The 25229-nt window shown below is 28.7% G+C and carries 29 protein-coding genes; 4 read left to right on the top strand and 25 right to left on the bottom strand.

Annotation, left to right across the window (positions count from 1 at the left end; all coding sequences use genetic code 11):
- Window positions 1-4: 4 nt before the first annotated feature.
- The 7 genes from ACQ65T_RS04760 to ruvC form a co-directional block, all read right to left on the bottom strand.
- A complete protein-coding gene (locus ACQ65T_RS04760) occupies window positions 5-547 on the bottom strand; it encodes a heme NO-binding domain-containing protein (protein ID WP_430399953.1) in 543 nt (180 codons plus the stop codon).
- 1 nt (window position 548) lies between these two features.
- Window positions 549-962 (bottom strand): response regulator, encoded by a 414-nt coding sequence (locus tag ACQ65T_RS04755; RefSeq protein ID WP_430399952.1) that lies wholly within the window; start codon window positions 960-962, stop codon window positions 549-551.
- 133 nt (window positions 963-1095) lie between these two features.
- Window positions 1096-1461: an MmcQ/YjbR family DNA-binding protein gene (locus ACQ65T_RS04750; protein WP_430399951.1), complete on the bottom strand. Its 366-nt coding sequence runs from the start codon at window positions 1459-1461 to the stop codon at window positions 1096-1098.
- A 25-nt stretch (window positions 1462-1486) separates the two neighbouring features.
- Complete coding sequence (locus tag ACQ65T_RS04745) at window positions 1487-2281, bottom strand: cyclase family protein (RefSeq protein WP_430399950.1); 795 nt, start codon at window positions 2279-2281, stop codon at window positions 1487-1489.
- Window positions 2282-2569: 288 nt separating this feature from the next.
- Entirely contained in the window at window positions 2570-3703 is a 1134-nt protein-coding gene (gene hemW / locus ACQ65T_RS04740; protein ID WP_430399949.1) for a radical SAM family heme chaperone HemW, read from the bottom strand.
- Window positions 3704-3752: 49 nt separating this feature from the next.
- Entirely contained in the window at window positions 3753-4124 is a 372-nt protein-coding gene (locus ACQ65T_RS04735) for a four helix bundle protein (RefSeq protein WP_430399948.1), read from the bottom strand.
- A gap of 58 nt (window positions 4125-4182) precedes the next feature.
- The gene (gene ruvC, locus ACQ65T_RS04730; protein WP_430399947.1) at window positions 4183-4737 is read right to left on the bottom strand and encodes a crossover junction endodeoxyribonuclease RuvC; all 555 of its coding nucleotides are present in this window, start codon (window positions 4735-4737) and stop codon (window positions 4183-4185) included.
- 74 nt (window positions 4738-4811) lie between these two features.
- Between ruvC and ACQ65T_RS04725 the strand changes: the two genes are divergently transcribed.
- Together ACQ65T_RS04725 and ACQ65T_RS04720 are read left to right on the top strand one after the other, a co-directional pair.
- Entirely contained in the window at window positions 4812-5675 is an 864-nt protein-coding gene (locus ACQ65T_RS04725; protein WP_430399946.1) for a hypothetical protein, read from the top strand.
- Window positions 5672-6772 (top strand): glycosyltransferase family 2 protein, encoded by a 1101-nt coding sequence (locus ACQ65T_RS04720; RefSeq protein WP_430399945.1) that lies wholly within the window; start codon window positions 5672-5674, stop codon window positions 6770-6772. Before ACQ65T_RS04725 ends, ACQ65T_RS04720 begins: the two co-directional genes overlap by 4 nt.
- Window position 6773: 1 nt before the next feature.
- On the opposite strand, the gene ACQ65T_RS04715 is transcribed toward ACQ65T_RS04720, so the two are convergent.
- Window positions 6774-7253 (bottom strand): hypothetical protein, encoded by a 480-nt coding sequence (locus ACQ65T_RS04715; RefSeq protein WP_430399944.1) that lies wholly within the window; start codon window positions 7251-7253, stop codon window positions 6774-6776.
- 58 nt (window positions 7254-7311) lie between these two features.
- On the opposite strand from ACQ65T_RS04715, the gene ACQ65T_RS04710 reads away from it, so the two are divergent.
- Window positions 7312-7809 carry a DUF456 domain-containing protein gene (locus ACQ65T_RS04710; RefSeq protein ID WP_430399943.1) on the top strand — a complete coding sequence of 166 codons (498 nt, stop codon included), beginning with the start codon at window positions 7312-7314 and terminating at the stop codon, window positions 7807-7809.
- An 8-nt stretch (window positions 7810-7817) separates the two neighbouring features.
- Here the strand turns inward: ACQ65T_RS04710 and ACQ65T_RS04705 are convergent, their stop codons facing one another.
- The 9 genes from ACQ65T_RS04705 to ACQ65T_RS04665 all read right to left on the bottom strand — a co-directional run bounded on the left by ACQ65T_RS04705 (window position 7818) and on the right by ACQ65T_RS04665 (window position 18217).
- Window positions 7818-8327, bottom strand: a complete 510-nt coding sequence (locus ACQ65T_RS04705) for a hypothetical protein (protein WP_430399942.1) — start codon at window positions 8325-8327, stop codon at window positions 7818-7820.
- Window positions 8328-8365: 38 nt separating this feature from the next.
- Window positions 8366-9076, bottom strand: a complete 711-nt coding sequence (locus ACQ65T_RS04700) for a hypothetical protein (RefSeq protein WP_430399941.1) — start codon at window positions 9074-9076, stop codon at window positions 8366-8368.
- A 400-nt stretch (window positions 9077-9476) separates the two neighbouring features.
- Window positions 9477-10088, bottom strand: coding sequence for a hypothetical protein (locus tag ACQ65T_RS04695; protein WP_430399940.1), 612 nt, complete (start codon window positions 10086-10088; stop codon window positions 9477-9479).
- A gap of 16 nt (window positions 10089-10104) precedes the next feature.
- Window positions 10105-13557, bottom strand: a complete 3453-nt coding sequence (locus tag ACQ65T_RS04690; protein WP_430399939.1) for a DEAD/DEAH box helicase family protein — start codon at window positions 13555-13557, stop codon at window positions 10105-10107.
- 11 nt (window positions 13558-13568) lie between these two features.
- Window positions 13569-14528, bottom strand: a complete 960-nt coding sequence (locus ACQ65T_RS04685; protein ID WP_430399938.1) for a hypothetical protein — start codon at window positions 14526-14528, stop codon at window positions 13569-13571.
- Window positions 14529-14547: 19 nt separating this feature from the next.
- Window positions 14548-15156, bottom strand: coding sequence for a hypothetical protein (locus tag ACQ65T_RS04680; RefSeq protein ID WP_430399937.1), 609 nt, complete (start codon window positions 15154-15156; stop codon window positions 14548-14550).
- Between the two features lie 69 nt (window positions 15157-15225).
- Window positions 15226-15579, bottom strand: coding sequence for a hypothetical protein (locus ACQ65T_RS04675; protein ID WP_430399936.1), 354 nt, complete (start codon window positions 15577-15579; stop codon window positions 15226-15228).
- Window positions 15576-16745 (bottom strand): restriction endonuclease subunit S, encoded by a 1170-nt coding sequence (locus tag ACQ65T_RS04670; protein ID WP_430399935.1) that lies wholly within the window; start codon window positions 16743-16745, stop codon window positions 15576-15578. Before ACQ65T_RS04670 ends, ACQ65T_RS04675 begins: the two co-directional genes overlap by 4 nt.
- A complete protein-coding gene (locus tag ACQ65T_RS04665; RefSeq protein ID WP_430399934.1) occupies window positions 16742-18217 on the bottom strand; it encodes a type I restriction-modification system subunit M in 1476 nt (491 codons plus the stop codon). The genes ACQ65T_RS04670 and ACQ65T_RS04665 overlap by 4 nt, the downstream gene beginning before the upstream one ends.
- A 199-nt stretch (window positions 18218-18416) precedes the next feature.
- On the opposite strand from ACQ65T_RS04665, the gene ACQ65T_RS04660 reads away from it, so the two are divergent.
- Complete coding sequence (locus tag ACQ65T_RS04660; RefSeq protein WP_430399933.1) at window positions 18417-18782, top strand: hypothetical protein; 366 nt, start codon at window positions 18417-18419, stop codon at window positions 18780-18782.
- Between the two features lie 95 nt (window positions 18783-18877).
- Here ACQ65T_RS04660 and ACQ65T_RS04655 read toward each other — a convergent pair whose 3' ends face one another.
- The 8 genes from ACQ65T_RS04655 to ACQ65T_RS04620 form a co-directional block, all read right to left on the bottom strand.
- Entirely contained in the window at window positions 18878-19540 is a 663-nt protein-coding gene (locus tag ACQ65T_RS04655; RefSeq protein WP_430399932.1) for an NUMOD1 domain-containing DNA-binding protein, read from the bottom strand.
- Entirely contained in the window at window positions 19527-20588 is a 1062-nt protein-coding gene (locus ACQ65T_RS04650; RefSeq protein ID WP_430399931.1) for an AAA family ATPase, read from the bottom strand. Before ACQ65T_RS04650 ends, ACQ65T_RS04655 begins: the two co-directional genes overlap by 14 nt.
- Before the next feature lie 248 nt (window positions 20589-20836).
- On the bottom strand, window positions 20837-21598 hold the full coding sequence (locus tag ACQ65T_RS04645) for a hypothetical protein (protein WP_430399930.1): 762 nt from the start codon (window positions 21596-21598) through the stop codon (window positions 20837-20839).
- Window positions 21599-22002: 404 nt separating this feature from the next.
- The gene (locus ACQ65T_RS04640; protein WP_430399929.1) at window positions 22003-23001 is read right to left on the bottom strand and encodes a DUF3871 family protein; all 999 of its coding nucleotides are present in this window, start codon (window positions 22999-23001) and stop codon (window positions 22003-22005) included.
- Window positions 23002-23061: 60 nt separating this feature from the next.
- Window positions 23062-23406, bottom strand: a complete 345-nt coding sequence (locus ACQ65T_RS04635; RefSeq protein WP_430399928.1) for a hypothetical protein — start codon at window positions 23404-23406, stop codon at window positions 23062-23064.
- 195 nt (window positions 23407-23601) lie between these two features.
- Window positions 23602-24057 (bottom strand): hypothetical protein, encoded by a 456-nt coding sequence (locus ACQ65T_RS04630; protein ID WP_430399927.1) that lies wholly within the window; start codon window positions 24055-24057, stop codon window positions 23602-23604.
- A 133-nt stretch (window positions 24058-24190) separates the two neighbouring features.
- Window positions 24191-24640 (bottom strand): hypothetical protein, encoded by a 450-nt coding sequence (locus ACQ65T_RS04625; RefSeq protein ID WP_430399926.1) that lies wholly within the window; start codon window positions 24638-24640, stop codon window positions 24191-24193.
- Window positions 24641-24849: 209 nt separating this feature from the next.
- On the bottom strand, window positions 24850-25218 hold the full coding sequence (locus ACQ65T_RS04620) for a hypothetical protein (protein WP_430399925.1): 369 nt from the start codon (window positions 25216-25218) through the stop codon (window positions 24850-24852).
- Between the last annotated feature and the right edge of the window lie 11 nt (window positions 25219-25229).

Here is a 25229-nt window from a genome sequence, read left to right as displayed (position 1 = left end):
TTTATTACCAACTTACTTTAAAAATTTCGTGATCGTCTCCTAAATCTCGAGTTTGTAAAAGTTCAATTTTAGTTTCTGTATTAAACATTATTCCTAATCCTTGAATTAAGCCTCTTACAAACTCTTGCAAACCTTCTCTTTTAGAAAAGTAATGTAAGTTAAGACTTCTTTCTGAAATATCGCTAACTTTAAATTCTGGCGGTGTCAATTTTGGGTAAATTAGCATTACTCTATTATGAAATAATGGTAAATTTTCTAAAAATTCTTTTAGAGAAGAACCTCCTGATTCCATTAATCCACCATATTTTTCTTTTGTTGTTTTTACAACCCACCATTCACCAAATGCAACTAAAACGTCATTTATAGGCATATTCATTTCTTTCGAAACTGCTCCAGCTAATTTGAAAGTTATATCGTCATCATATGCTTCACTACTAATGAAAAAATCTTCTTCTATTCCGCTTCGATCAAGGATATTTTCCCATTTTTCTTCACCAAAATTTGCTATGACTAAATCTTGAATGGCTTTGTTTACAATTCCATACATATTATTGAGATATTAATTCGTTTAAGCTCCAGTACTCTAATAGTTTTTTTATTCTGTCAACATAATCATCATATTTTAAAGGTTTCAAAATATAACCTGCAACGCCTAATTTATAGCATTCCAACATATCCTTATGGTTACTTGATGTAGATAAGATAATTGAAGGAATATATTTTAATACCCCATCATTTTTTAATATTGTTAAAAACTCAATTCCATTTAGTTTAGGCATGTTTAGGTCCAAAATGATTATATCTGGAGTTATCTCTTTTACTTTTAAAATATCCAATGCAGCTTCTCCATTGTTTGCTTCTATTATTCTGTGATTTAAATTTAAAGTCTTTAGAACTCTATTAAACTTCATTACCTCAATTGCATCATCTTCAATTAAAAGTATGTTTAATGATTTTATCATTTATTATTTTTTTGATTATAATGTATATCCAGACAAAGCCTAAATTAACATTTAAGATAAAGTTAAAATTTATTTTTCGTTTATTGGGATTTAAGTGTCGACAAATGGAAAAAAAGTATCGATGAACTGTGTTTTATAAATCATGTATTTCATTTCGAACTTTTTTTGTCAAACTACTAAAAACCAGCTCATAAGAATCCTCAATCAATTCAACTAGCATTTTGTTCGTCACATCCCCTTTTACATAAACACTATTCCAATGCAATTTGCTCATGTGATAACCGGGTTGAATAGATTCATATTCTTCACGTAATATAATTGCTCTTTCTGGATCACATTTTAAATTAAGAAAAGGATTTTCTGCTTCCCAACCTTTTAACGATGTTAAACAAAACATTTTTCCTCCCACTTTAAAAACCAAAGTATCTTCATCAAAAGGAAAATGCTCAGTTACTCCTTTTTTTGAATGACAAAATTCATATAGTTGTTCGATGTTCATTTTTTGAGTAATTAGTAAAAAGTGGTTAGTAATTAGCCTCCATACTATACAAAACAGGTTTACTCGGACTTGCGTCATTTTCAAAAGAAGCAATTTGTAAGTTTAAGAAATAACTTCCGTCTGAAATAGAATTATCTACATAAATCATTTCTGTAATAGTGCAATTCATTCGAGCATCTGCATTTAATTTATTTACATTTTTTACATTCCAAAATGCTTTATGAGCCAACAAAGCTCCACCGTCGTGCTCTTTATCTACACTTGGCAAGTCAATTAACAAATGTTGTATTCCAAGTTCACGAATATAAATTGCTGCTGCTTCTGCTAAATAAGGCGGATTTGTATGTGAATAATTGAGATGTTTTTTCTTTTCTAAATTTGGTAAAGTTCTAATAATAATAGCTTCAGTATTTCTCGACTGCACTCTAATTGACGAATTAAGCGATTTTTCAATTTGATCTTTGGTAATCACTAAATCTTCACCAATTAATTTTGGTTCAATGGAAACAACTTCAGCAGTAAAGAAAAACTGTTTTAAACATTGATTGATGCTGTAAAAATCTTTTGTAATATGACCTAAACATTCCGTGTGTGTTCCGTGTGCATGTGGATTAAAGAAAATATTATTAAAATTAGTTGAAGATTTTCCTTCTGAAACTTTCCCTATCCAATCTCCCATTTTAACTGGTACAATTTCTGGCGCATTTTGATACCAAGCAATCGGATTTAGTTCGTTATTTGTTAATGGAATTGAGATATCTAATGGTTTAGATAAGTCGATTTGTATTTCTAAATTATTTTTAAATATTTTAGCTATCATTATTTAGTTTCTTTAGAATAATTAATTTTAATTAACAGATAATTAATCACAAGTGGAAAAATAAATATTAATAAAGGAAATAAAATATAATTTAAACCTTGTTTAATTATCGCGAGGTAATACTCAGATAATAATAACAGATTTGAAACAAATGTGATAACAAAACAAAGTAAATATTGTTTTGTTATTGAAGCATTCAATTTCAAATTTCTTTTAGCCAAAAATTTAGTTTGAATAATCAAAAAAGAAAAAGTCAATAATGTTGGCAATAAATAAATCACTTGGTTTTTAATCCAAATTTACTAAAAACAAATCACTTGCAATTCCATCGCACAAAAACTTTCCTTTTTTAGTTGCACGAAGCACATTTTCTTCAATAAATAACAAGTCATCCTCTAAAAAACGCTTTACTTCTTTATTTAAATAATCAAGATAGAATTTTCCAAAATCATTTTCAATTCTTTCTAATGAAACCCCCCAAATCGTTCTTAAACCCGTCATTATGTATTCATTATAACGGTCTGCTATCGTAAGTTTTTCGATTTTAATCGGCACTTTATTTTCTTGAATAGACTTAATATAAATGGAATTATTAGAAACATTCCAACCTCTATTTACGCCATCATAACTGTGTGCCGAAGGTCCAATTCCAATGTATTTCTTTCCCAACCAATAACTCGAATTATTTTTTGAAAAATAATCGGGTTTTCCAAAATTGGATAATTCGTAATGTACAAATCCGATTTCTTGTAAAGTTTCCACCAAAATATGAAATTGCTTTTGAGCGACTTCATCGTCTGGTTGCTTGATAATTCCTTTTTTAATGAATTTATCCAAAGCGGTTTTTGGTTCAACCGTTAATGCATAACTCGAAATATGATTGATTCCAAAAGAAAGTGCTTTATCAATATTTTGTTTCCATTTCTCGTTACTCGAACCTGGAATTCCATAAATTAAATCCAAAGAAATATTATCAAAATATTGTGAGGCAATTTCCAAAGATTTTGAAGCTTCTTCTGAATTGTGTGCGCGATTCATCAGCTGCAAATCATCTTCAAAAAAAGATTGAATACCAATTGAAAGTCGGTTTATTTTGTTCTTTGACAATTCAATTATTCGTTCTTCCGTTAAATCATCTGGATTGGCTTCTACTGTAATTTCTGGATTTTCTAAAACTTCATAATTTTCATATACTTCATCAATCAAAAACCTTAAATCTTCAGTTGATAAAATACTCGGTGTTCCACCACCAAAATAAATAGTTTCTACAACTTCATCTTGAAACTCATTTTTACGCAAGCTAATTTCTTTGGCCAAAGCCAAAACCATTTCATCTTTTTTCTTTAAAGAAGTAGAGAAATGAAAGTCGCAATAATGACATGCTTGTTTACAAAACGGTATGTGAATGTAGATTCCGCTCATTAATAGTGTTCAGTTTTTAGATTTTAGTATTCAGTTTGAATAGTAAATGCTATTGTGTTTTTACTCCAAATTTATGAGGGTTTAAAATCATGAAATTTATTAATTTCCCAATTTCAATACTTTGATTTGTTAGTTCAATGAATTTATCTTCCTCAATATACTTACAAGCAAATGCATATTCTAACCATCCTTGTGTTTCGGAGTTTTCAGAATCTGCATCAGTAAGCTTGCTGTGAAAATGTTTTGGATACTCTCTTTTTCTATAAGCTTCTGAAATTGTTATTGTAACACTCCTAGAACTTCTTCTTATTTGATCTGTCAACGAATACATTTCTTCTTTTGGGAAATATTTTGTCATTTCGAAAATTTGCATTGCCAAATCAAATCCTTTTTTATACGCTAATAAATCTTGAAACCTCATAAACTACTTCTATTACAACTTTACTGATTACTAAATACTTAAAACTGAACACTGATTACTATTTTTTAATCCTATTTTCATTCTGTTTCACAAAAGCATCCCAACCCGAATAGCTTTTTCCCACCTCTATTCTTCCTGAATTGAAGAAATGACAAACTGCTGCTGCTAAACCATCTGTTGAATCGAGATTTTTTGGTAAGGTTTTCAATCCTAATAATTGTTGGAGCATTTTAGCAACTTGCTCTTTACTGGCATTTCCGTTTCCGGTAATGGCCATTTTTATTTTCTTTGGTTCATATTCTGTAATGGGAATATCTCGAGACAATCCTGCTGCCATAGCAACACCTTGTGCTCTTCCTAACTTTAACATCGATTGTACATTTTTTCCAAAAAACGGCGCTTCAATTGCAATTTCATCAGGGTGATGCGTATCGATGAGTTCAATTGTTCGTTCAAAAATATGCTTTAGTTTTTGATAATGATTATCTAGTTTGTTCAACTGCAGTTCATTCAACTGAATAAACTCCATTTTTTTATTCACCACTTTTATCAAACCAAAACCCATTATGGTTGTTCCTGGATCTATTCCTAATATGATGCGTTCGTTTGCCAATTTTTCTTTTCTTTGTAGTAATGATTTTGATTCCTCACAAAGCTAAACAATTCCTATTACTTATAATCAAACTTTTGATTGTAAGTATTGCTTTGTTTTATATTTATCAGCAGCTTCAAGATGATAAAAAAATCAATTGGAGTATTATTTCGAGTTATTTATCAGTACAATCAGCCATCATTTTAATGGGATTTTCAGCCGTAAACTGGATTTTTGAAATTTTTAAATGGAAACATTTAGTTTCTTCCTTTAAAGAAATTTCTTTTTTTGAAGCAATTAAACAAAGTTTAGGTTCGCTGACTGCTTCTATTTTTACACCTAATCGAATTGGAGAATATGGCGCTAAAGTTTTATTTTTCCCAAAAGAAAATAGCAAACAAATTGTCTTGCTAAATTTTATTGGAAACAGCAGTCAAATGCTTGTTACCACTTTTTTTGGAGTTATTGGAGTTTCATTAATTGGACTGAACTTTAAAGTTTCAAATTGGTTTATTTTTGGATTTATTATAGCTGCTTTTTTGCTTCTTTTCCTTTTTAAAAAGGTTGAGATATACGGGTTTTCCATTCAAAAATTAGTCCGAAAGATTGCTGCTTTTTCATTTACTTTTCACAGAAAAAATCTTTTGTTTTCAATAATGCGTTATTTGGTTTTCTCTTGTCAATTCTTCTTTTTACTATTGACTTTTGAAATTGAAATTGCACTTGAAATCGCTCTTGGAACTATTTTTACAATGTATTTATTAGCATCGATTGTTCCAAGTATTCACTTAATGGATGTTGCTATAAAAGGAAGTGTTGCTGTATATCTATTTGGTTTAATTGGAGTTGAAAGTTGGAAAATTATTGCAATTACATCGTTAATGTGGCTTTATAATTTAGTTTTACCTGTTTTAGTTGGAAGTTATTTTGTGTTACGCTTTAAACCTCAAAAACCATGATTGTAATTCTATTAACAATCTTAATAATTTATTTACTTTTCATAAGTGCACTACTTTTTGGTTTTTGCAAAATAACTAAAAATGAAGTAAATGCCTTAAAGCCTAAAACTACTTTTTCTATTGTAGTTCCTTTTCGAAATGAAGCAGACAATTTACCCAAATTATTACACACCATTTCTCTATTAAATTACCCGAAGGAATTATTTGAAATTATTTTAGTGGATGATGAATCGTATGAAGAATTCAGAATTCAGAATTTAGAATTCAGGATTCAGGTTATAAAAAATATTCGTAAAAGCAATTCGCCAAAAAAAGACGCGATAGAAACTGCGATTGAAATTGCTAAAAACGATTGGATAATCACTACTGATGCCGATTGTTTAGTTCAAAAAGATTGGTTGCTTTCTATTGACAATTATATTCAAAATAGCCATCTAAAAATGATTGCCGCTGGCGTAACTTATTTACCCAAAAAAGGCTTTTTAGCCGCTTTTCAAACCTTAGATTTTATGAGTTTGCAAGGAGCAACTCTTGGAAGTTTTGGAATTGGAAAACCGTTTATGTGTAATGGAGCAAATTTTGCTTATTCGAAATCATTTTTCCAAGAATTAAATGGTTTTAATGGAAATGAAAACATTGCAAGTGGCGACGATGTTTTCTTATTACAAAAAGCGGTTTTAAAAGCACCAAAGTCTGTTGGATTTTTATATGATTCTAAAAGCATAGTTGCTACACAAACTGTAAACACTTGGAAAGAATTATTTATGCAGCGCGTTCGTTGGGCTGCGAAAAGCACAGGTTATAATTCTCTTTTTGGAAAACTGCTTGCGCTAATTGTTTTTGCTGCAAATTTATGTTGGATTCTTGTTTTTACACTTTGGCTCATTGGTAAACTAGACCAAAATTATTTTATGCTTTTTATAGGAAGTAAATTTTTGGTTGATTTGATACTTCTTCAAAAAACGGCTCACTTTTTTAAAACCAAGCTGAGTTGGATTTTAGCAAGTTCGTTTTTGTATCCTATTTTTAGTTCTTCAGTTGCTTTGTATGCACTTTTTGGAAAGTATGAATGGAAAGGTAGAACGTTCAATAAATAAATTACTCCGTAACTTTAATTATTACAGGGACTATAAATTGTGTTTTTACTTTAATTCCTCTTTTAATTGCTGGTTCAACCTTTGGAAAATCAGCTAACCTATTCTTTAAAATACTATCTATTTTTACGAAATCGTATGTAATGCTATCCTTTGGTTGTTGGGCTTCAAATTTAAGTGTTGAATCGGCATTAATAGTAACTTTTACATCAATCGTATCTGCTTTTGGGTACATCATTTGAATCGTATCAACTCCTATTCGTTCTTGAATGATTTGAATTAAATTGTCGAAAAAACATTGTTTTTGAATTGCCACATCTTGAATAGTATCACATTGAAAAATACTAGGATATTGATCCACTTCAGACCAATTGATTTTTTTAAGTTCTTCTTGCAACAATAAATTTTCATCTGGTGCTTTCGCATCAAAATATTGACAAGAAACCACAAGAAAAACAAAAAATAAACTTAGCTTTTTATACATTTAATTTTGAATAACAATTAAATTTGTAAACATTCATTGCCAAAAATAGAAATAATTTATGGAATACTTTTTATTAATAACCGGTTTTTGCTTTATGATTATTGGCATACTTGGTAGTTTTTTACCTGTTTTACCAGGACCGCCTATTAGTTGGGTTGGTTTATTGCTTTTATACCTTACAAAAGGAATAGAAATTAATTATTGGGTTTTAGGTGTAACCCTTTTTATAGCGCTTTTTGTAGCTGTATTAGATTACATCATTCCTGCTAAAGGCACAAAACGATTTGGCGGCAGTAAATATGGTATTTGGGGAACCAACATTGGTTTAGTAATTGGCTTATTCTTTCCGCCAATAGGGTTTATTATTGGAGCTTTTGTTGGCGCATTTATTGGGGAACTTATTTACGACAAGAAAGATCAAAATAGAGCGTTTAAAGCAGCAACGGGTTCATTTATAGGATTTCTTGCAGGAACTTTTATAAAACTAGTGGTTTGCTTTGCCTATTTAGGCTTATTTATAAGTTTGGTTTGGGAAAATTGGGATATTTGGTTTTAGAAAAAAACTTAATTATATGTTTCAATACACTTTTTAAAACATTTTTTTGCCTTCTTTAATTTATTTAGCTCAACATATTTAATAAATTCTATTAAAAATTCATTTTCAATTTTTGATTCCCAATCGTAAAAAAGAGAATTTTTAAAATCATTATAAAAATTATCAATATCATCTTTTACAAATCCGCCTAATAAATAATAGACTTTTTTCTTTTTTGAATAACAAATATAATAGTCACAATCACACCACATACTACTATTCATATTCCTATCATCTAACCAATAATATTTATTTTTTATTAAAATAAATATATATTCATCATTGTCGTAATATTTAAACGAGAGTTTATCAATGTCTTGAATTAAATCATTTTTTGATTTTACGACGTGCTTACTTAACGTAAATAATTTTGCCTTAAAGATGATAGCTGACGTATCAATTTTATCTTCATAATCATTACCTTGAGAGTAAATACTATTTAAATTGATTAATAAAAATATAATAATTATTTTGTTCATACTATATTGGTTTAAGGAAAAAATGAAAATCTCATACACTACTTTTCCAATTTAAATTCTTGATTATTCCAAATTAATTTGTCTTTTTCTACTTTTATATAATCTTTATCGAGTCTTAAAAAATTAAAATAATTATAGTCTAAATTATCAATGTTTATTAAAAAAGAATTTGATTTTTCATCTTTTAAAGAATAATCTAAAGTTGAAAATTTATTTATTATTCTATTTGAAATTAAAGCATCATTATTAATATATACTTCTATATAGAAAGAATCCAACTTTAAACCCTCTGGAATATTAATTTGAATAGTGTTACTGTAAAATTTTTGAGACGCTAATTTAACATCAAAGGATGATTTATCTGAGAAAAGAAAAATTTTATAATAAACATCCCTTCTACTATCGTTATTATTTATATATCTATCCTCAATAGGATTTACAATCTTAAAATATAAAATGTTATTTGATTTTACTTTTTCTTCAATAACTTCAGAATAAACAAATTCTTTGTTAAACTTTTCATCACTTTTAAATTCTAAAAAATTATTTTTATTTATTTTTCTAAAATTACCCCAAGATAAAGTGTCACAACAAATAGAGTTTTCACTATTAATGTTATCATAAATCAGATAATTTGAATCTTTAAGTAAAAAACTATAATATTTACCATTATATAACCCGTCTTCAACATTTATTGATGAACAACTAAAAAGTATAAAACCTAAAGAAATAAAAAGTAATTTATACATACTTATTGAATTAGATAAACAAAAATAAGATAGAAATGTAAAAAAGAGTTGTAAATAGAAATATTTATTTTTTGAAAAGTGTATAAAATCAAAAAAGCCATCCAAATTCTGATAATTCAGAATGTTTGGAAAGCTTTTCATTGGTCTAACTACTAAACCTGCTACGAGTTACAAAGTCGCAGCGTAAACAACACAACTATTTTAGATGCTTTTATTGGGCAAAAAAGCACCTCATTTCTGAAGTGCTTTCCCCAATCTTGCGGTCTGGACGGGACTCGAACTATATCGCGTTAGAGATTGATTTACAGCGCGTTAAAATAAAATTAAATATATTGTTCCCTTTTTGGATTGTTTTTTTAATAAGGTCTTTTATATTATAACCTTTTTCATAGTTTTAAATTTATATGGGAGTGCAATTTATACTAGTAATAATAATGTGTTTTTCGGTTGGTGCTTCTCTGTTGTCATAAATATGTCTAACACAGTTAATAGGTAACCCCATATTACCACTTCCTGTTTTAGTAGCACTTGATAATTTCCATTTGTATGCAACAGTATAGTTACTACTAGTCTTATTGAAAGCCATAGTAGTTACATAGTTGTTTATTGATATTGTAATTATATCTGCACAAAATTTATCCCTTAATGTAGTTACAATAGTGCTATTTATTCTTTTGTTAGCAAGGTATATTAAATCCATTTTTACAAACATACTATTTGAACTATTCCCAACAGAACCAATAAATTCCTCTACTGCTTCTGCCTGTTTCTTTAATTCTATTAGTTTGTTGTTTTCGTATTCTGAATTGTCATCATCTTCAATTGAGTTTTCAATTTCATCTACTAAATAATCAGCTTTTCTATAAAGGTTTTTACATTTATCTTTATCCATTATGTTTGATTTAAACTCATTTACAATTTGAGTAAGTTGAGAATCAAAATCATTATATTTATTATTTTCCTTTGAAAATGAAAGCATTAAAAATGCTGAAATAAAAATATATATTTTCATGTTTAATTGTTTTATTTTAGGTATTTATGCCATAGCCTATTACAGCATTCTGATTAATTTGTTCAATGATGCTTATTACTTTGTGAGCATCTCCATCATCAAAAACACCCATTAAGCCTCTATCATTGATATCTGTAAATGGAGATTCAAATAGCATTTCAGGGTCAATTGTTCCATTTTTGGTTAAATGGGTAATAATATTTTGAATAAAGGTCATTTGGTCAGCTCTTAAATTTCCAGTTTGCAAAAAGTATGAAAATGCTTCTTGAGCTGCTTTTACATCTAATCCAATAATGCTTCTAATGAAATAGCCTAAAGGTTTGTCTCCATATTCATTTTTAAAATCTTCAAATGTTCCTCTTTCAATACCGTCAAATAAAATCTTTTCCAATAAATCTAGTTCTTTATCTGTAATAGGTTGATTAGTTGCTAATTTTGAGATTGTTAAATTATGCTTGTTTTCTCTAATATAACTTTCCACCCTTCTTCTGTATGCTGTTCCATAATTTGAAGAAATGTCTGGCTCATTAACTATTGAGATAACATCTTGGTCTTGAATATCAGAATAGAATATTTCTTTGGTCTTAGATTCTAAATATTGAATTAACTCTCTTAACTCTTCTCTTACTTCATTTAATTTTTTCTGTGATATTTCCTTAAAGAAATCAGTTCGTTTAATGTCTTCTATTAATCCTTTTGCTCTTAACACAGCTGGAATAGTGTATTTTTTACTTAGTGCTTCAGAGATTTCAACTAATGCATCTTCATACTTCACTTTAAATTTTGCAGTCATTAAAGTGGCTATTTGAAGCTTTAACATCATTAAGTCAAATCTTCTAGCAGATTCATTAATAGATTCTGCAACAGGTAATTCTGAAAGAAACTCTTCAATGATATGTGCATCGTTTGAATCTATTAAATTCCAACGGCTTCTTTCTTTAAACTCTTCAACATGTTTTAAGCGCATAGCTACTTGAAACCTGTTTTTGTCTAAATTAGCAATTGCATAATGTAAAATATCTCGAAGCTGGTTTGATAATTCTATATCTTCTGGCTCTCCTGTTTCAGCTAATAGTCTACTCAAATGCAACCTGTCTTCAAAAATTTGCTGTGTAATAGGTTTAGCTGTTTTAGTTTCTCTTCCACCTTTTTCAATTTCAAAAAACTCGAAATTTTTACAAACATCAAATATTAAAAAATGGTCTTTTGGCTGATTTGGTCCATAAACATCTGGGCAAAGTCTTGTTCCCCTTCCTATCATTTGCCAAAACTTGGCATAAGAACGTACTACTTTAAAAAACACTAAATTCAATACTCTTGGAGCATCAATTCCTGTGTCCATCATATCTACTGAAACTACAATTTGTGGGTTGTTTTCTTTGTAGTGGTCACAAAAAGCATCAATTAAACTTTGTGCATGTGACACTTCATTGTGAATCATGGCAATAAAGCCTGATGGCTTATCTGGGTATCTTTCTAAAAAGCAATCTACTATAAATTTTGCATGCGTTTGGTTTACAGCAAAAATTAAGGTTCTACCAATTTTGTCACCTCCTTCAATTTTCAACCCTTGTTCCATTAAAGTGTCTAAAACTTTAAAAACAGTGTCTTTATTGAAAAGTCTTTTGTTCATTTCATTGGCTCTAATTTCTTCAGGAAAAATCCCTGTAGTTTTGTCGCCAAAAGTTTCTTCATATTTTAACTTATCATCATCTGATAACTCACTGTATTTTATTCCTTCACGAATAAATTTAGTAGATACATCTATGTTTTTGTATGGAGAAAGATACGTTGGTACTGCTTCATGTAACTCATATAAAAAAGTAGGGTCTTCATTACTACAACCAAATAATTCAAAAGTATTATGGTCTATACCATCTTTAGGAGTTGCTGTTAACCCCACCAGTGAAGCATCAAAGTATTCAAAAATTGCTTTATACCTATTGTAAATTGACCTATGTGCTTCGTCTATAATAATTAAATCAAAATGACCCACACCATAAAACCTTTCTTCTGCATTACGGATATTGTCAATCTTGTTCATCATTGTAGGATAGGTACTGAATACTAAACGAGTAGTATCATTTTCCTTTTCCTCTGTTAAGTCAATTGAAGTTAAATCTGGTAAAAACTCACTAAAACTTTTCTTTGCCTGTCTTACTAAAGCATTTCTATCTGCTAAAAAAAGCACTCTCTTAACCCAATTGTTTTTAAACAAAACATCTACTAAAGCTGCTGTAGTTCTTGTTTTTCCACTACCTGTAGCCATAACTAATAAGGCACTTCTTTTGTTTCCACAAATACCAAACTCGTTATTTGTTACAAAAGTTTCCGCTACACTTTGAATGGCTAAAAACTGATAAGGTCTATTTGCAATAGTTTCATTAATATCAGGTTTACGGATGTCTTTAATGGTAGCTCTTTTTTGAATTAGCCATTGCAATTCATCTTTTGTATAAAAACCATAAATTCTTCTAGGTGAACTATAAAAAGTGTCTTCCCAAATTTTAGTTTCATATCCATTCGTATAAAAAATAACAGGTCTTTGCCCATGCATTTTTTCTAAACAGTTGGCATATAAAAAAGCCTGATGCTTCCCTATTTCAATATCTTTTGTAGTGCGCTTTGCTTCTATAAGTGCTAAAGGTTTTCCATTGTCATCCCATAACACATAATCTACATATCCATTCCCTTTGGGATTATCTGCAGTAATTGGCATACCTGTAACTGGATACTCCAACTCTCTACTTGCTCTTAAATCATTCCAACCTGCTTCTTTTAAATCAACATCTATTATATGCTGTCTTGTTTCTGCTTCTGTAAACTCTGCAGTAAGCGGTTTTAAACGTGCTTGTTTTTGCTTTTTAAGTTTTACAACACTCTGTTGTGTTTGTAGCTTGAAGGCTTCTAGTGTAGCTTCACTATCTTGTGCCTTAACTAAAATAGCTTCTTTTTCTTTTTCAAGTTTAGCTACTTGTTCCAGTAAAAGTTGATAAGCTGTTTCTTGTTCTTTTTGTTGTTCTTTAAGCTGTCTTTGTTTTTCTCCTAATTTTGGAATAAAATTATTATCGAAAAGCTCAGGTAATTCAGGGATTTCTTTACTATAGTTAAGAGCAAACCATTTTACAAAATCATAACTGTATCGAATACTTATATTAGCTTCTTTATTAGATATTCTTTGGCCATAATGTGCTGCATTATTTCCTGTTTTTCTAACAATATGAAGACCTTCTATAAGATGGTATGGAATAATATTTTTAATCTCTTCAGAAGTCATTAAGTTAACCAGCTCTGTATTGAAAGGTTTTTCTATGTGCTCTAAATCGTAAATTAGATACATAGATTCTTCCAAAACTAAACGGCAATAACTGGCTGTAGAAACAGGCTCTATATTTACCCTTTCTTCTGCTGTTTTTAATTTTTGATAGAGTGACAGCCACTCTTTCTGAAGAAATTTAAAATTACTCATAGTATTAAAGCTTAAATTGACTCAAAGGTTGTTTTCTCATTAACTTTCTTTCTTTCAGAATTTTTAATGTTTTCTAACTCTTGTTTTCTTTCCTCTTCACTTTCAATTATTTTTTTGTCTTTTATTTCTTTTATGCTTGAGTAGTTAATTTCCAATTTATATGAATTTTTATTATAAGTTGCTCTTGACTTATTACCTGCATCTTCATAATAAAAACATTTAATATTAATTATTTTATCCTCATTTATCCAAGAATACTTTTTAATGTAATTAACTCTTTTAAAATAATAAGTTTTTGTTGAGACATCTGCTTTTAATTCTTGAACTCTTTTTTCTCTAATATCATACATACTTATATAATATTGTCTTTTACCTATTTGTAAGTTTTCAACGACATGAAACTTTTCACTAACCTCATACATTCCATATCCATATTCTAAAAATGGTTTTATATATTCTTGATATTTTGCATCTGATAACCCTCTATACCTTTCAGGATTAATTAAATAATATGGGTCATTTATCTTATTAACCTTAGTTACAATGAAACCTAAAATTTCATCTACTTCATGAGTACTTTCAATTTTGGGAGCACCATATTTTTCCGTGTATAGATTGACAATATTTTTGGAATCAGAATCTGAAATTCTAGATATTTCTAAATTAACTTCTTTTAATAAAGCACCTTCTTTTTTTAATTTTATATCAAATTTATATTCTGCGTTATTATACCCTAGAACAACATTTCCTTTTTTATCTTCTAGTTTTGAAATATCACTTTCTGACATTAAATAATAATATTGATCAAATAAATTTGTGTTTAATTTATACGATGTGTCTATTACTTTATTAGATATTACACTTTCGCTTTCTTGCTGTTTTTCAATATCCACATTATCTTTTAATTCAACTTTTTTACAGCTAATAAATGAAAACAAAATTACAGCTATGTATAGGAATGTATTCTTCATCTTTTAATCATTTTAGTTTTTAATAATCATCTTCTGGATTATCTTCTTCCTCTTCTTGTTTTCTTTTACAATCTGAACAAACATCATCATACTTGTCTTTTTTACCGTTACATTCATTACAAGTAAATTTTCTTTTACAGGAGTAGCAATAATCATCATATTCTGATTTATCATCTCCACATTCAGGACAAGTTATTGACTCTTCATCATCTTCTATATCATATTGCATTCTTGTTTCATCCGTAAATGAACATGCAGAACCAGTTATTTGCACAGAATATTCATATCCTTTATCACTTGTAAAACTACAGTAGCCATTACTGTCTAATTCTTCAGGGTAAAAATGGTCGTCGTCTAACCAACCACCATTTGGGAAATGAATAACAGTAACCTCGTTGTTTTCTACCTCAACATTTAGTGTGTAAGTACTTCTTGTACCTGTATTTGAATTGTAATATTCTACATCTGCGCAATAAGTGTTATCGCTGTAGGATTCTCCATCTTCATAAACAACTTCATTATAAGACTCATTTTCAACATCCACTTCCTCAGATGAATAGTCATTATTTTTACAAGACTGTAATGTTAAAAATCCTAAAAATAGAAATCCTAAAAATAATTTTTTCATGTGTTTTACTTATTGTGAATATCAGATGCTTATTTTGAAAAATTAAAACTACTGATGATTAATATTTACTTATTCATAATAATCTTCCTCATTTTCCTCTTCTTCTAATTCCTTCTGTCTTTTTTGTTTTTTAATTAATTCTTCATTACAATAATAACACAATTCTTCATCTTCTTCTTTTTCATCACCACACTCAGGACAAATATAATCATCTGGGTCATAAACATCTTGTTGTCTTCTATTAGTTTGTTCTATTGGAACATTAAAGTCAAATTGACTATTGGTCTGATTTATTGTGTCTATTTTTTCAGTAACTGTACTGTCTACATCAATGAAATTAATGTTAGAACCACTGTTATAATTATTCTCTTTACAAGAAAATAACAAAATTGAAAATAACAATACAAGTGTTACTTTTTTCATGCCAACTCCCCTTTAAACGCCTTTTGTAACAGGCTATTAAACAACTCTTCTGATTTTTCTAAACTCTTTTGTGCAATGGCTTTTTGTTCTTCTATTAATGCCACTCGCTTAGCAAATTGGTTCTGTAATTCTATTGGAGGATTAAAAACTTCATAATTCTTTAATAAACCAGAATTTAAATTTGGTTGATTTCCACCTCTACCCAAACTTCTCAAATCCTCATAGTTCAATTGTAATAATTGAAATAGAAAGTTAAAATTCATCTTGTCAGATGGCGATAATACTCCACAGGCTTGATTTGTTGTGGCATCAATTCCTAACATTCCTATCTGTCCTCTTGTTTTTCCTTGTCCATACATTGCAATTATCAATGAACCCTTTGGATACAGTTTACAACTTGAATTTTTTAGAGCATCTTCTGAAATTTTCTCAGAAGTATTATAAATTACTTTACCATTTACTTCACCAGTTTTTACCCATGGAATTTCACCTTTATAATAGCTTTCATTTTCTCTACTTGGGGTACTGCCTGAAGATATTATACTTATTTCTTCTAATTTCACTTTTTCCCATCCTTTAGGATTACTCACAGGATCCCCAAACATATCCAAGAACAATGCTTGGGTAAGTTCATCATACTTTGCAATTAATGCTTTGTCATTTTGTCTTAAAGCATCTGCTTCATCAAGTATGTTTGCAATTTTTTGTTGTTGGGATAATGGTGGTAGTGGGATTTGAAGGTCTTTTACAATTCCTAAAGAAATGTTAGGTAAAGCTGCACCAACAGCTCTATTTAACAATCTTTCTTTTATAGTAAAAAACCAGTATTTCAAGTATTTTATATCTAATGTTTTATCATCTAAAATATTAATACCAAGAATTGCTTGATTTGTAGTTAAATCAATTTTTGTTATTGCTGTTTTTCCAACGGAACCATACATTGCAAGTAAAAGCGTGCCAGGTTTAAATTTTCTATTATTTATTGAATTTAAAGCTTCTTTAGTAATATGTTCTTCAGTTTTATAAATATAACCGTCATCACTTTTCTCTAAATCACTTATCTTTGCCCATGGAAAATCTCCTTCATAATATTCAAGATTTGACCTTGAAGGAGTTCCTCCACTTTGCATTTTACAAAGAGTGCTTAGTTTTACATTTTCTATCATTTCAACAACTCTTCTAAGATTAGTAACTTTTGCTTATTCTCTTCTTGAAGATTTTTAATGTCTTGAATAATCACTGCAGGTTTTGCATAAACCACCTCATCATACACTACTTCCTTGTATCTGTTTATAGACAAATCCCAGTCATTAGCTTGAATGTCTGTAAAAGGCACTAAAAAGCTTTTATCAGTTCGTAATCTATTGGTTTCTTTATCTAAATTGTGGTAACGTGTTACAATGTCTTGTATGTCGTTATCTTTAATTTCTGCACGTTTTGCATCAAGGCTGTATCCATCTGCTTGCATGTCATAAAACCATACTTTATCTGTACCACCTGTTCCTGTTTTGGTAAAAAACAAAACAGCTGTACTTACTCCTGCGTATGGCATGAAAACACCACTTGGCATAGAAATTACAGCATCTAATTTATGGTTTTCTATGATTTCTTTTCTAATTTGTTTGTGTGCATTAGAACTACCAAATAAAACACCATCTGGCACAATAACAGCACATCTACCTCCTGTTTTCATGATACGCAACATTAATCCTAAAAAGAGTAATTCTGTTTTCTTAGATTTCACTGTTTTTAAGATAGAACCTTCTACACCATCATAATCTAAACTTCCTTTAAATGGCGGGTTGGCTAATACTAATGAAAACTGTTCTCTAACATCTGCATTGCTTTCACTTAAAGCATCTTTTCCAATTAATACAGGGTTTTCAATTCCATGTAATTGTAAGTTCATAGCTCCAATACGCAACATGGTGTTATCAAACTCAATACCTGTAAACATATTGCTGTTGAAGTGTTCTCTAAAGGGTTTTTCATGAAACCAATCTGGGTGGTTTTCGTGCATGTATTCTCCTGCTGTAACTAAGAATCCTGCAGTACCTGATGAAGGGTCGCAAATGGTATCTTCCTTAGTAGGTTGTACCATATCAACCATCATTCTAATAATGTGTCTTGGTGTTCTAAATTGTCCATTTGTACCTGCAGAAGCAATTTTAGAAAGTAGGTATTCATAGACATCCCCTTTGGTGTCTCTATCTTCCATTTTGATTTTATCAATCAGCTGTACTACTTGGTCTAATACTCTTGGAGTAGGAATCATGAATGTTGCACCAGACATGTATTTTGCGAATACTCCGTTTTCTGAGCCAACTTGTTTCATGTGGTCAAAAACAGACATGTTATTTACCATAGGTTTGGTAAATAAATCAAACATGGTTTGAGGATCATTGTTTTTGAAATTATTCCAACGCAGAATATTTTGTTCTTCTGTGAAGATTTTATTAGCAACAGGTGTTTTAATCATTGTTGCTTTTTTCTCTTCAAGTAGTTGGGTTTCATCTAAACGACGTATAAAAAGCAAGTAGGTAAACTGCTCAATTACTGTTAGTGGATTTGACACTCCACCTGTCCAGAATGACTCCCATATTTTGTCTATTTGTGATTTTATTTCTCCTGTTATCATGGTTTGTAGTATGTGGCTTTTTTTGCCTAAAATGTTTAAAGGTTAAAAATACTATTTTTTTATAGAGATTTTATAAAAAAATGGGATTTTACTTACTCATGCAAGGTTAAAAAGTAAATTGATTAATCAATGAGGAAACCCGTAAAGCCAATTAATTTTTTTTACTTAATTTAGTATTTCATAACTAAACAGTATTACTATGAAAAAAATTGTATTCTTTATTTTATTTGGTTTGGCAAGTTTTACTTCCAATGCGCAAGATATGTCTTGTACAGAATTGATGGAATTTATCGAAGATGAAGGGTCTTATTATTCTAATGTTTCAAACTTTACTATGAATTCATCATGGCTTTATAAAGTAACCTGTTATAGTTATGATTACAAGTATTATGTTATCGCTGAAATAAAGGAAAACGAATACAGTTATTCTACTAAAAAATATGTTTTCTGTAACATTCCCTATTCAAATTGGAGGGATTTTAAAAATGGTGACATTTTTAATAAGAGTACTCATGGAGAAAGGTTTCATAAGTACATAAAGGATTATTTATGTAATTGTTATTAGTTTTAAGATTAAAAAAAAAAAACAGCCCTTTCGAGCTGTTTTAATCTTCTATAAGAGAAAGAGGTTTTCTTCAAAATTTATAGGCTTATAAAATATTAATTTTTAGTTCTCCAAATGAAACCTCCAGCCTTATTTCTTTCTCCTCTACAGCATTTTGCTATAGATGATTTATTTATTTTTGTTACAATAGAAGCTTCTTGAATTGAGTTATAAGTAGATACTAATGAACCATCTAGTTTACATTGTTCAATTTGCCTTTTTCTTGTATCTATTTTACTTGAAAAATCATTAGTCAAGGTGTAACTCCAAAAATAATTTTTACTCGTTCTGCGGTCGTTTAAACACGCTTTACTTATGGATTTTTTATTTCCTTTTACATGTTTAGCAGCACTCTCTAAATCTTCAAATGAATTTAATAGTTGACCAGTGTTTACATCACATTGATAAACAAATTTTCTGAAACCGCCACCTTTATTTTGATTATATCCATTATTAATACTTTCATACTTTAAAATATATTTTCTCTCTTTTTCAGCAAGCTCGTTTTGATTTGAAGCAGTATCGATTTGCTCCCAATCAAATGATTCAGTTCCATATGTAGCTAATGCTTCTTGAAAACAACCACCCATCCTTTTATTGGCTTTATTTATATGGTCTTTCTTTCTGCTTTCAATATCTTGAATAGTAGCACCAATGTAACATTTGTTATTAACCTTATTTGTTGCTTTATATATGATTTGTTTTTTATTCTTTTTCATTATCCCCCTCCATTAAATTTAACGCATATTTATATTTACCATGCTCAACCTTAATTATTTCCCCGCTTAAATGCAAAGTTTTCAACCATTGATACAAGGTTTGTTTAGACATTATTTTTTCTTCGCCTGAAGCAAACTTATCTTGAAGATCTTTTGACGAAACTACTTTAATACCTTGACTACACTTATCTTTAAAAAAAGAAATTATTATTTTCCCATTTGCATCATTAAATCTTGCATCATTAAAATTTTCTTTATAAAGATCGTAAACATTCTCCTCACCAATTTTTTCAAACCACAATTCTTTGTCAATTCCACATATTTTAGCTAAAGTGTTGTCTATACCAACATACTTGTTATAAATTGACAGACAATATTTTTCACCATTTCTATTTGGAATATTTGCAAAACCAATACCATACTCAAATTCTTGAGTTATTACTCTACTTCCAGCAATACTCTCTTGGTCTAAAGGCTTATTATTTGATTTTATGTTGTGATGAATTACTATAACCGTTTTATTTGATGACATCACATATTTTCTGAATTTTTTAGTAAAACTCAAACAATCTTGGCTATTTTCGATTTTACCCGCTAATAAGTGTGATAAACTATCAATTATTATCAATTCTGCATCAGATTTTTTAATCAAATCTTCTAATTTTTCCCAGTCATTATCACTACCCATAAACTCAGGAAACTCTTCGGGATTAGTTAAATAATTTTCCCCTAAAAGTAAGTTCTCTTTATCTGTCAGGTTTTTAATTTGTTTTTTTACTCTTAAGTTTTTTATCCTACCACTTTCTTCTAAGTTAACAAATAATACTTTTTTAGGTTGACCTAATAGTTTTTCTCCAAAAAATTCATCTTTTCCTAAAGCTATTGAAATAGCCAAGTTTTCAGCAAATGTAGTTTTACCAGATTTAGCAACACCTACTATTAAACCTTTAGAGCCAATAGGTATTTCTCCCCAGATAAATTTTAATTCTGGTTCGTTTTTATGCTTGTCTATTAAATCCTTTATAGACATTGGATTATTTTTATCCATATTAATTAATTTTTTTAATCGACTTTACTTAAAGTAAGTATAGTCAACCTATTTTTTTTGCGTCAAGAAGTAACATTATTACTTTGATACTTTTCAGATAATTATTTGATTTACTTCTAAATGACCTTTGAAACATCAATAATTTTTGATGTAAATGATTACTTTATGTCATTAAAAGTTTGCAATAAATATCTTATGGCGTAAAATTAATTCGGGATAAAAAATTGAAGGGTCAATTTTGGGGGTAACTATTTTTCCCCAAATTCTTTTTTCATAAATTCAAGTAAATTAATTAGTTTTTCTTCCAAATCATTTGAAATTTTAATCGTATTTTTTCTTGATTTTATTGAGGTTTTATTAGGAACATACTCAGCTAATGCCTTGTATGCAGAATTAATATCTTTATTAGACTTACTATCTCTATAAGTAAAATAATTTTCAACCAACCTAAATAATTCAGAGCTACTATGCCCCACTATAATTCCTTTTTCAAGTAACGAATAAAAAAGAATCAAAACTTCCCCCTTAGATAGATTAAGATTAATCTTTGAGTTAGGAAATTTGATTTGCTTATAGGTATTAATTTTGTCTAAAAATTCATTTGTGATTCTTATCAAATCTTTTTGTTCACAACTACTAATTAATTTAAACTTATCAATCTTGCTGATTAAGTTGAACAATTTTTTTTCTTCTTCTAAAAAAAATTCTAAAACATGTTCTTCTTTTAACTTTTTTGATGAATCAACTTTCTTTTCGAATTCTTCATACAATTTTGCAGAAGAGTCTTCATAAGAAGGCACTAAATAGTCTTTGACAAAATTATATTCATTTTCATTAACATTATTTTCTCCTTCAAATCTAGTTATATCATTTGTATCTTCTATTTCTTCTTCTTCTTGAAAACCATTATATCTTGAGTCTTGTAAAATGAATTCTTGTTTAATTTTTTTAAAATAATTTTCATTACAAAGCTCAAAAATGTTTAATCTATTATTTAAAACTAATCCCATAAAAAAAGGTTAAGTAGTAAAAATAATAAAAAAGAAGATTAAATAATAATCTTCTTTTTACATGCACATCTTTTTCAGTGGTTTTTTGTTATTGGAGAAACCGTCTCAAAAGTTTTAATCAAAATTCAGCATAACTCCATTTAATTATAAAATAATGTCGAAATAGTAATAGAAGAAAGGCTGTTCTTCAATCATATAAACCAACTTCATATTTGTTGATACCTTAAGCCCCTCTACTACTTTAAAGTCATTTTGTTTGAAGTTCCCAACTGGTTTAACTACTTTGACTGTAAATGGGCATTTTAATTCTATCAAATTATTCCTATTTGTAACAACTAACATGCTATTAGGGTTACTATATTTAAGTAAATAAGCTAATAAACTATTATTCATTAGTTGTTCGTTTAGAAATATAAATTATGTAAAAACCAATTTGACTCCTTATTTTTTAGAGATTTTATGAGTTCTTTGATAAACTCGTATGCATTTACATTTCTTTCAAGATGATTATCAATATAACTTGACTTATTAGCTTCGGTAAACAAGTTATACAATTTCCACATATCAATCTGCCCTTTGTTGTGTCTGAAATTTTGGTCTAAGTAGAAATCTCTAACAATAGAAGTAATTTGTGAATCTGTTATTAGAAGGTTGAATAATTTTGCTTTTTCAGACTTTTCCAAATACTGATACATCTTCATTTTGCCAATCAAAAAAGCAAATTGTTCTTCGTTAATGATATAGTTAGCGAAGTCCTCCATTGTTTCTGAATGCAACTCTTTAGAATATGACATTATTAATTCAATAATTTTCGTCTCAAGTTCCGATATTGAACTTACTCGAATATCTTCTTTCAAACCATCTGTTGAAATACATAAATTAGTACAAACTTTATTTTGAAAGCCTACAAACACTTTAAATTTTTCAATAGACTTTTTACTGTACAAGTTTTCTTGATTATATGACCTTACTCCTCCAACAACTAAATTGAGTTGATTTCCATTAATTATTTGATTGAATTGAGGGATTTCTAAACAGAAAGCCATACGTTCATAATATATGGTTTTTTCGTGTTCTAAAAGCTCTTTAGCAGGCTTTCCAATCGCTTTTGGAATTCTACCTTTAACGATATGCGAAACCCTTATATCGGTGCTTAATTCTGCTTTTTCAGGCATAAGGTTTTGAAGCACATTTTTAGTTGAATTTATAAACTCATAATGACTTATTGTACTCTCATTATCTTTTGAAAATACTGGCACAATACATTCTTTTCTTAAATGCTCTAAGTCTACCTTAATGGTGTTTGCCTCAATAAAATTACTTTTATTTTTACTCTCTACAGAAGCCTGATTAGATTCTGTTTCTTCAAATTGTTGTCGTGGCGTGTATGTAATTAATTCCATTATTTTTCCGTTATTTAAATATTAAAAATAAAAAGAGAGCACTTTTGATGCTCTCTTTAACTAATTGACTATTTCTTCATCAATAATTTGCTTATTTGCATTTATTAAATCGTCGTCAATGTATTGCCAATTGTAATTCAAGATCATTTCTTCTCCTGATTCTGGAACAGTATAGCTGTATTGTTCACATTTAACTTTATGAATACTCCCTTGTAATTCCATCCCTATTAAAGATTTACAAGTTGATTCATCAAATGTTGTAGAAACATAAGCTTTGCGCATTGTTAAATATGTTCTCCCTGAAGTTTTACTTATGATTGGTTCCAAACCTCCTTGAACTATTAACATATTGAAACCATTACCTAATTCAGTTTCAATTTTTTTAAAATCAATAATTTTTACCATAATTTATTTATTAAGTTACACGGGGTATCCGCCCAATTTTTTACGCCGGGGTGGATGGTAGTGGGATTATAATGTACTTTCAAAAAAAATAAAAAAAATAAAAAAACCTGACACATTGGTCAGGTAAATTTTTGTGTTTATTAATAAAGTAAAACCTTTTTTTTATTTTTTAATAATGAATCAAAATGAACAATTCTATTTTAATTCATCAATAATTTTAAATGGCTTTAAATTTTTACCATCTATTACAATAGCCTTTAAAGCTGTAATTATAATAGATCCATCACTTTTTATTTTATCTTCGATTAAATATTCTATTTGAGGATTTTTAGAATATGTATCTACATATGTAGTTATACCAGAACTTAATTCACGCTTAGTAACTAATTTCATCATGTAGTTTCCTTCTAACGTTTCAAAATTAATAACATAACTATAAAAAAAAGGATCGTATTTTACAGTCACTTTTTTAGCATAAGGCTTTAAAGAAATTACTTTATTAGTATCTACATCAATAATTCCATAGAGCATAATTCCTTCTGTGTAAGTTTTTTCTTTTGTTTCCCAATCTTGAGAATATAAATTTGTTGTAATAAGTAAACATGCACCTAAAAAAAACTTGTTAAGTACATAAGATAAATTGATAATCATAAAATTTGATATTTATATTTAAAATTTGTACTACTAATACCTTCTGTAATCAGCAGACAACTTTTTTGCGAGTAAACAACGCATCCAACAAAAAGGAAACTGATTGTAATTATTTTTTTCATCATAATGTCTTTTAATATTTTTTATCTGTTACTATCTTTTTTTGGTAAAGTGTAAAACCAATTGTTTTAATAAATTTTTCTTGAGTTTCCCAATCATAACCATATAATCTAAAATAAACATAACCATTGCTAAACTTCAAAAACTCACCATTATTAAACTCTTTTAAACTATCTCCATAAAGAACCATATCATCAACAGCTTTAACCAAATTATTTTCCATTTCAAAAATGGCAATATAATGCTGCCAATTGTTGCCTCCTCCAAAACCTTCTAATGTGAAAAAAGCATACAAATCTTTATCTCCGTCTGAATCAAAATCATAAAACATAATTTTTCTTGCTGATTTATATTCAACAGGTTTTGGTTTTTCTTTTGCAATTTGATTTTTTATATAACTATCTAAAATAGCATTTCCCTGCTTTAAATCGATTTTATTTTTATTCTCTTTCTGTGAATTCATATATAGAGAAAGAAAAAGACTTAACATTAAAAATATTTTATTCATCATGTTTTTTATTAATTAAAATTATATTGTGAGATTAAGATATGCTAATTTTAAACTTCATCATTGTTTATTATAAAAATGATAACACATTTACCATATGTGAGTTTTATCAATATTGAATAATTGCCAACTTCAGAACTATATGGGCTTAGCATATTAAAGAATTATTCTTCCGATACTTTTCCTGAATATTGAACGATTCTACCGTCTTGATATATCAATCTTGATCCAAATTTATCATCTTTAAATAATTGATATAACACTTCTTCGTTTGTATAATCATCTACGTAAAACGCATAATAATACACAAATCCACCATCAGTTTTATCTTCAGTAACTAAAGTAAAATATCTTTTAATTCCAGAGTCTATAGAAGTTATTTTCATTTCTTTTAAGCCATCGCTTAATTCAAATAAAGTTTGTTCTACTTGCCAAGAATCTCTTAAAACTTTATTGTAAAGAATTTCATAACTATCTTGTGAGTATGAAGCTAAGCTAAGTAATAGCGTTCCGATTAAAAATAATTTTTTCATAATAACCTTAT

The sequence above is a fragment of the Flavobacterium sp. genome (genome assembly GCF_965284515.1).
Classification (GTDB): domain Bacteria; phylum Bacteroidota; class Bacteroidia; order Flavobacteriales; family Flavobacteriaceae; genus Flavobacterium.
Note: the sequence above shows the minus strand (reverse complement) of the source record. Positions and strands in the feature narration are given on the sequence as shown.

Excerpts from the sequence above, each read along its gene's own strand:
- ACQ65T_RS04760 (WP_430399953.1), bottom strand. The coding sequence starts at position 547 with ATGTATGGAATTGTAAACAAAGCCATTCAAGATTTAGTCATAGCAAAT.
- ACQ65T_RS04755 (WP_430399952.1), bottom strand. The coding sequence starts at position 962 with ATGATAAAATCATTAAACATACTTTTAATTGAAGATGATGCAATTGAG.
- ACQ65T_RS04750 (WP_430399951.1), bottom strand. The coding sequence starts at position 1,461 with ATGAACATCGAACAACTATATGAATTTTGTCATTCAAAAAAAGGAGTA.
- ACQ65T_RS04745 (WP_430399950.1), bottom strand. The coding sequence starts at position 2,281 with ATGATAGCTAAAATATTTAAAAATAATTTAGAAATACAAATCGACTTA.
- hemW (WP_430399949.1), bottom strand. The coding sequence starts at position 3,703 with ATGAGCGGAATCTACATTCACATACCGTTTTGTAAACAAGCATGTCAT.
- ACQ65T_RS04735 (WP_430399948.1), bottom strand. The coding sequence starts at position 4,124 with ATGAGGTTTCAAGATTTATTAGCGTATAAAAAAGGATTTGATTTGGCA.
- ACQ65T_RS04720 (WP_430399945.1), top strand. The coding sequence starts at position 5,672 with ATGATTGTAATTCTATTAACAATCTTAATAATTTATTTACTTTTCATA.
- ACQ65T_RS04715 (WP_430399944.1), bottom strand. The coding sequence starts at position 7,253 with ATGTATAAAAAGCTAAGTTTATTTTTTGTTTTTCTTGTGGTTTCTTGT.
- ACQ65T_RS04710 (WP_430399943.1), top strand. The coding sequence starts at position 7,312 with ATGGAATACTTTTTATTAATAACCGGTTTTTGCTTTATGATTATTGGC.
- ACQ65T_RS04705 (WP_430399942.1), bottom strand. The coding sequence starts at position 8,327 with ATGAACAAAATAATTATTATATTTTTATTAATCAATTTAAATAGTATT.
- ACQ65T_RS04700 (WP_430399941.1), bottom strand. The coding sequence starts at position 9,076 with ATGTATAAATTACTTTTTATTTCTTTAGGTTTTATACTTTTTAGTTGT.
- ACQ65T_RS04695 (WP_430399940.1), bottom strand. The coding sequence starts at position 10,088 with ATGAAAATATATATTTTTATTTCAGCATTTTTAATGCTTTCATTTTCA.
- ACQ65T_RS04690 (WP_430399939.1), bottom strand. The coding sequence starts at position 13,557 with ATGAGTAATTTTAAATTTCTTCAGAAAGAGTGGCTGTCACTCTATCAA.
- ACQ65T_RS04685 (WP_430399938.1), bottom strand. The coding sequence starts at position 14,528 with ATGAAGAATACATTCCTATACATAGCTGTAATTTTGTTTTCATTTATT.
- ACQ65T_RS04680 (WP_430399937.1), bottom strand. The coding sequence starts at position 15,156 with ATGAAAAAATTATTTTTAGGATTTCTATTTTTAGGATTTTTAACATTA.
- ACQ65T_RS04675 (WP_430399936.1), bottom strand. The coding sequence starts at position 15,579 with ATGAAAAAAGTAACACTTGTATTGTTATTTTCAATTTTGTTATTTTCT.
- ACQ65T_RS04670 (WP_430399935.1), bottom strand. The coding sequence starts at position 16,745 with ATGATAGAAAATGTAAAACTAAGCACTCTTTGTAAAATGCAAAGTGGA.
- ACQ65T_RS04665 (WP_430399934.1), bottom strand. The coding sequence starts at position 18,217 with ATGATAACAGGAGAAATAAAATCACAAATAGACAAAATATGGGAGTCA.
- ACQ65T_RS04660 (WP_430399933.1), top strand. The coding sequence starts at position 18,417 with ATGAAAAAAATTGTATTCTTTATTTTATTTGGTTTGGCAAGTTTTACT.
- ACQ65T_RS04655 (WP_430399932.1), bottom strand. The coding sequence starts at position 19,540 with ATGAAAAAGAATAAAAAACAAATCATATATAAAGCAACAAATAAGGTT.
- ACQ65T_RS04650 (WP_430399931.1), bottom strand. The coding sequence starts at position 20,588 with ATGGATAAAAATAATCCAATGTCTATAAAGGATTTAATAGACAAGCAT.
- ACQ65T_RS04645 (WP_430399930.1), bottom strand. The coding sequence starts at position 21,598 with ATGGGATTAGTTTTAAATAATAGATTAAACATTTTTGAGCTTTGTAAT.
- ACQ65T_RS04640 (WP_430399929.1), bottom strand. The coding sequence starts at position 23,001 with ATGGAATTAATTACATACACGCCACGACAACAATTTGAAGAAACAGAA.
- ACQ65T_RS04635 (WP_430399928.1), bottom strand. The coding sequence starts at position 23,406 with ATGGTAAAAATTATTGATTTTAAAAAAATTGAAACTGAATTAGGTAAT.
- ACQ65T_RS04630 (WP_430399927.1), bottom strand. The coding sequence starts at position 24,057 with ATGATTATCAATTTATCTTATGTACTTAACAAGTTTTTTTTAGGTGCA.
- ACQ65T_RS04625 (WP_430399926.1), bottom strand. The coding sequence starts at position 24,640 with ATGAATTCACAGAAAGAGAATAAAAATAAAATCGATTTAAAGCAGGGA.
- ACQ65T_RS04620 (WP_430399925.1), bottom strand. The coding sequence starts at position 25,218 with ATGAAAAAATTATTTTTAATCGGAACGCTATTACTTAGCTTAGCTTCA.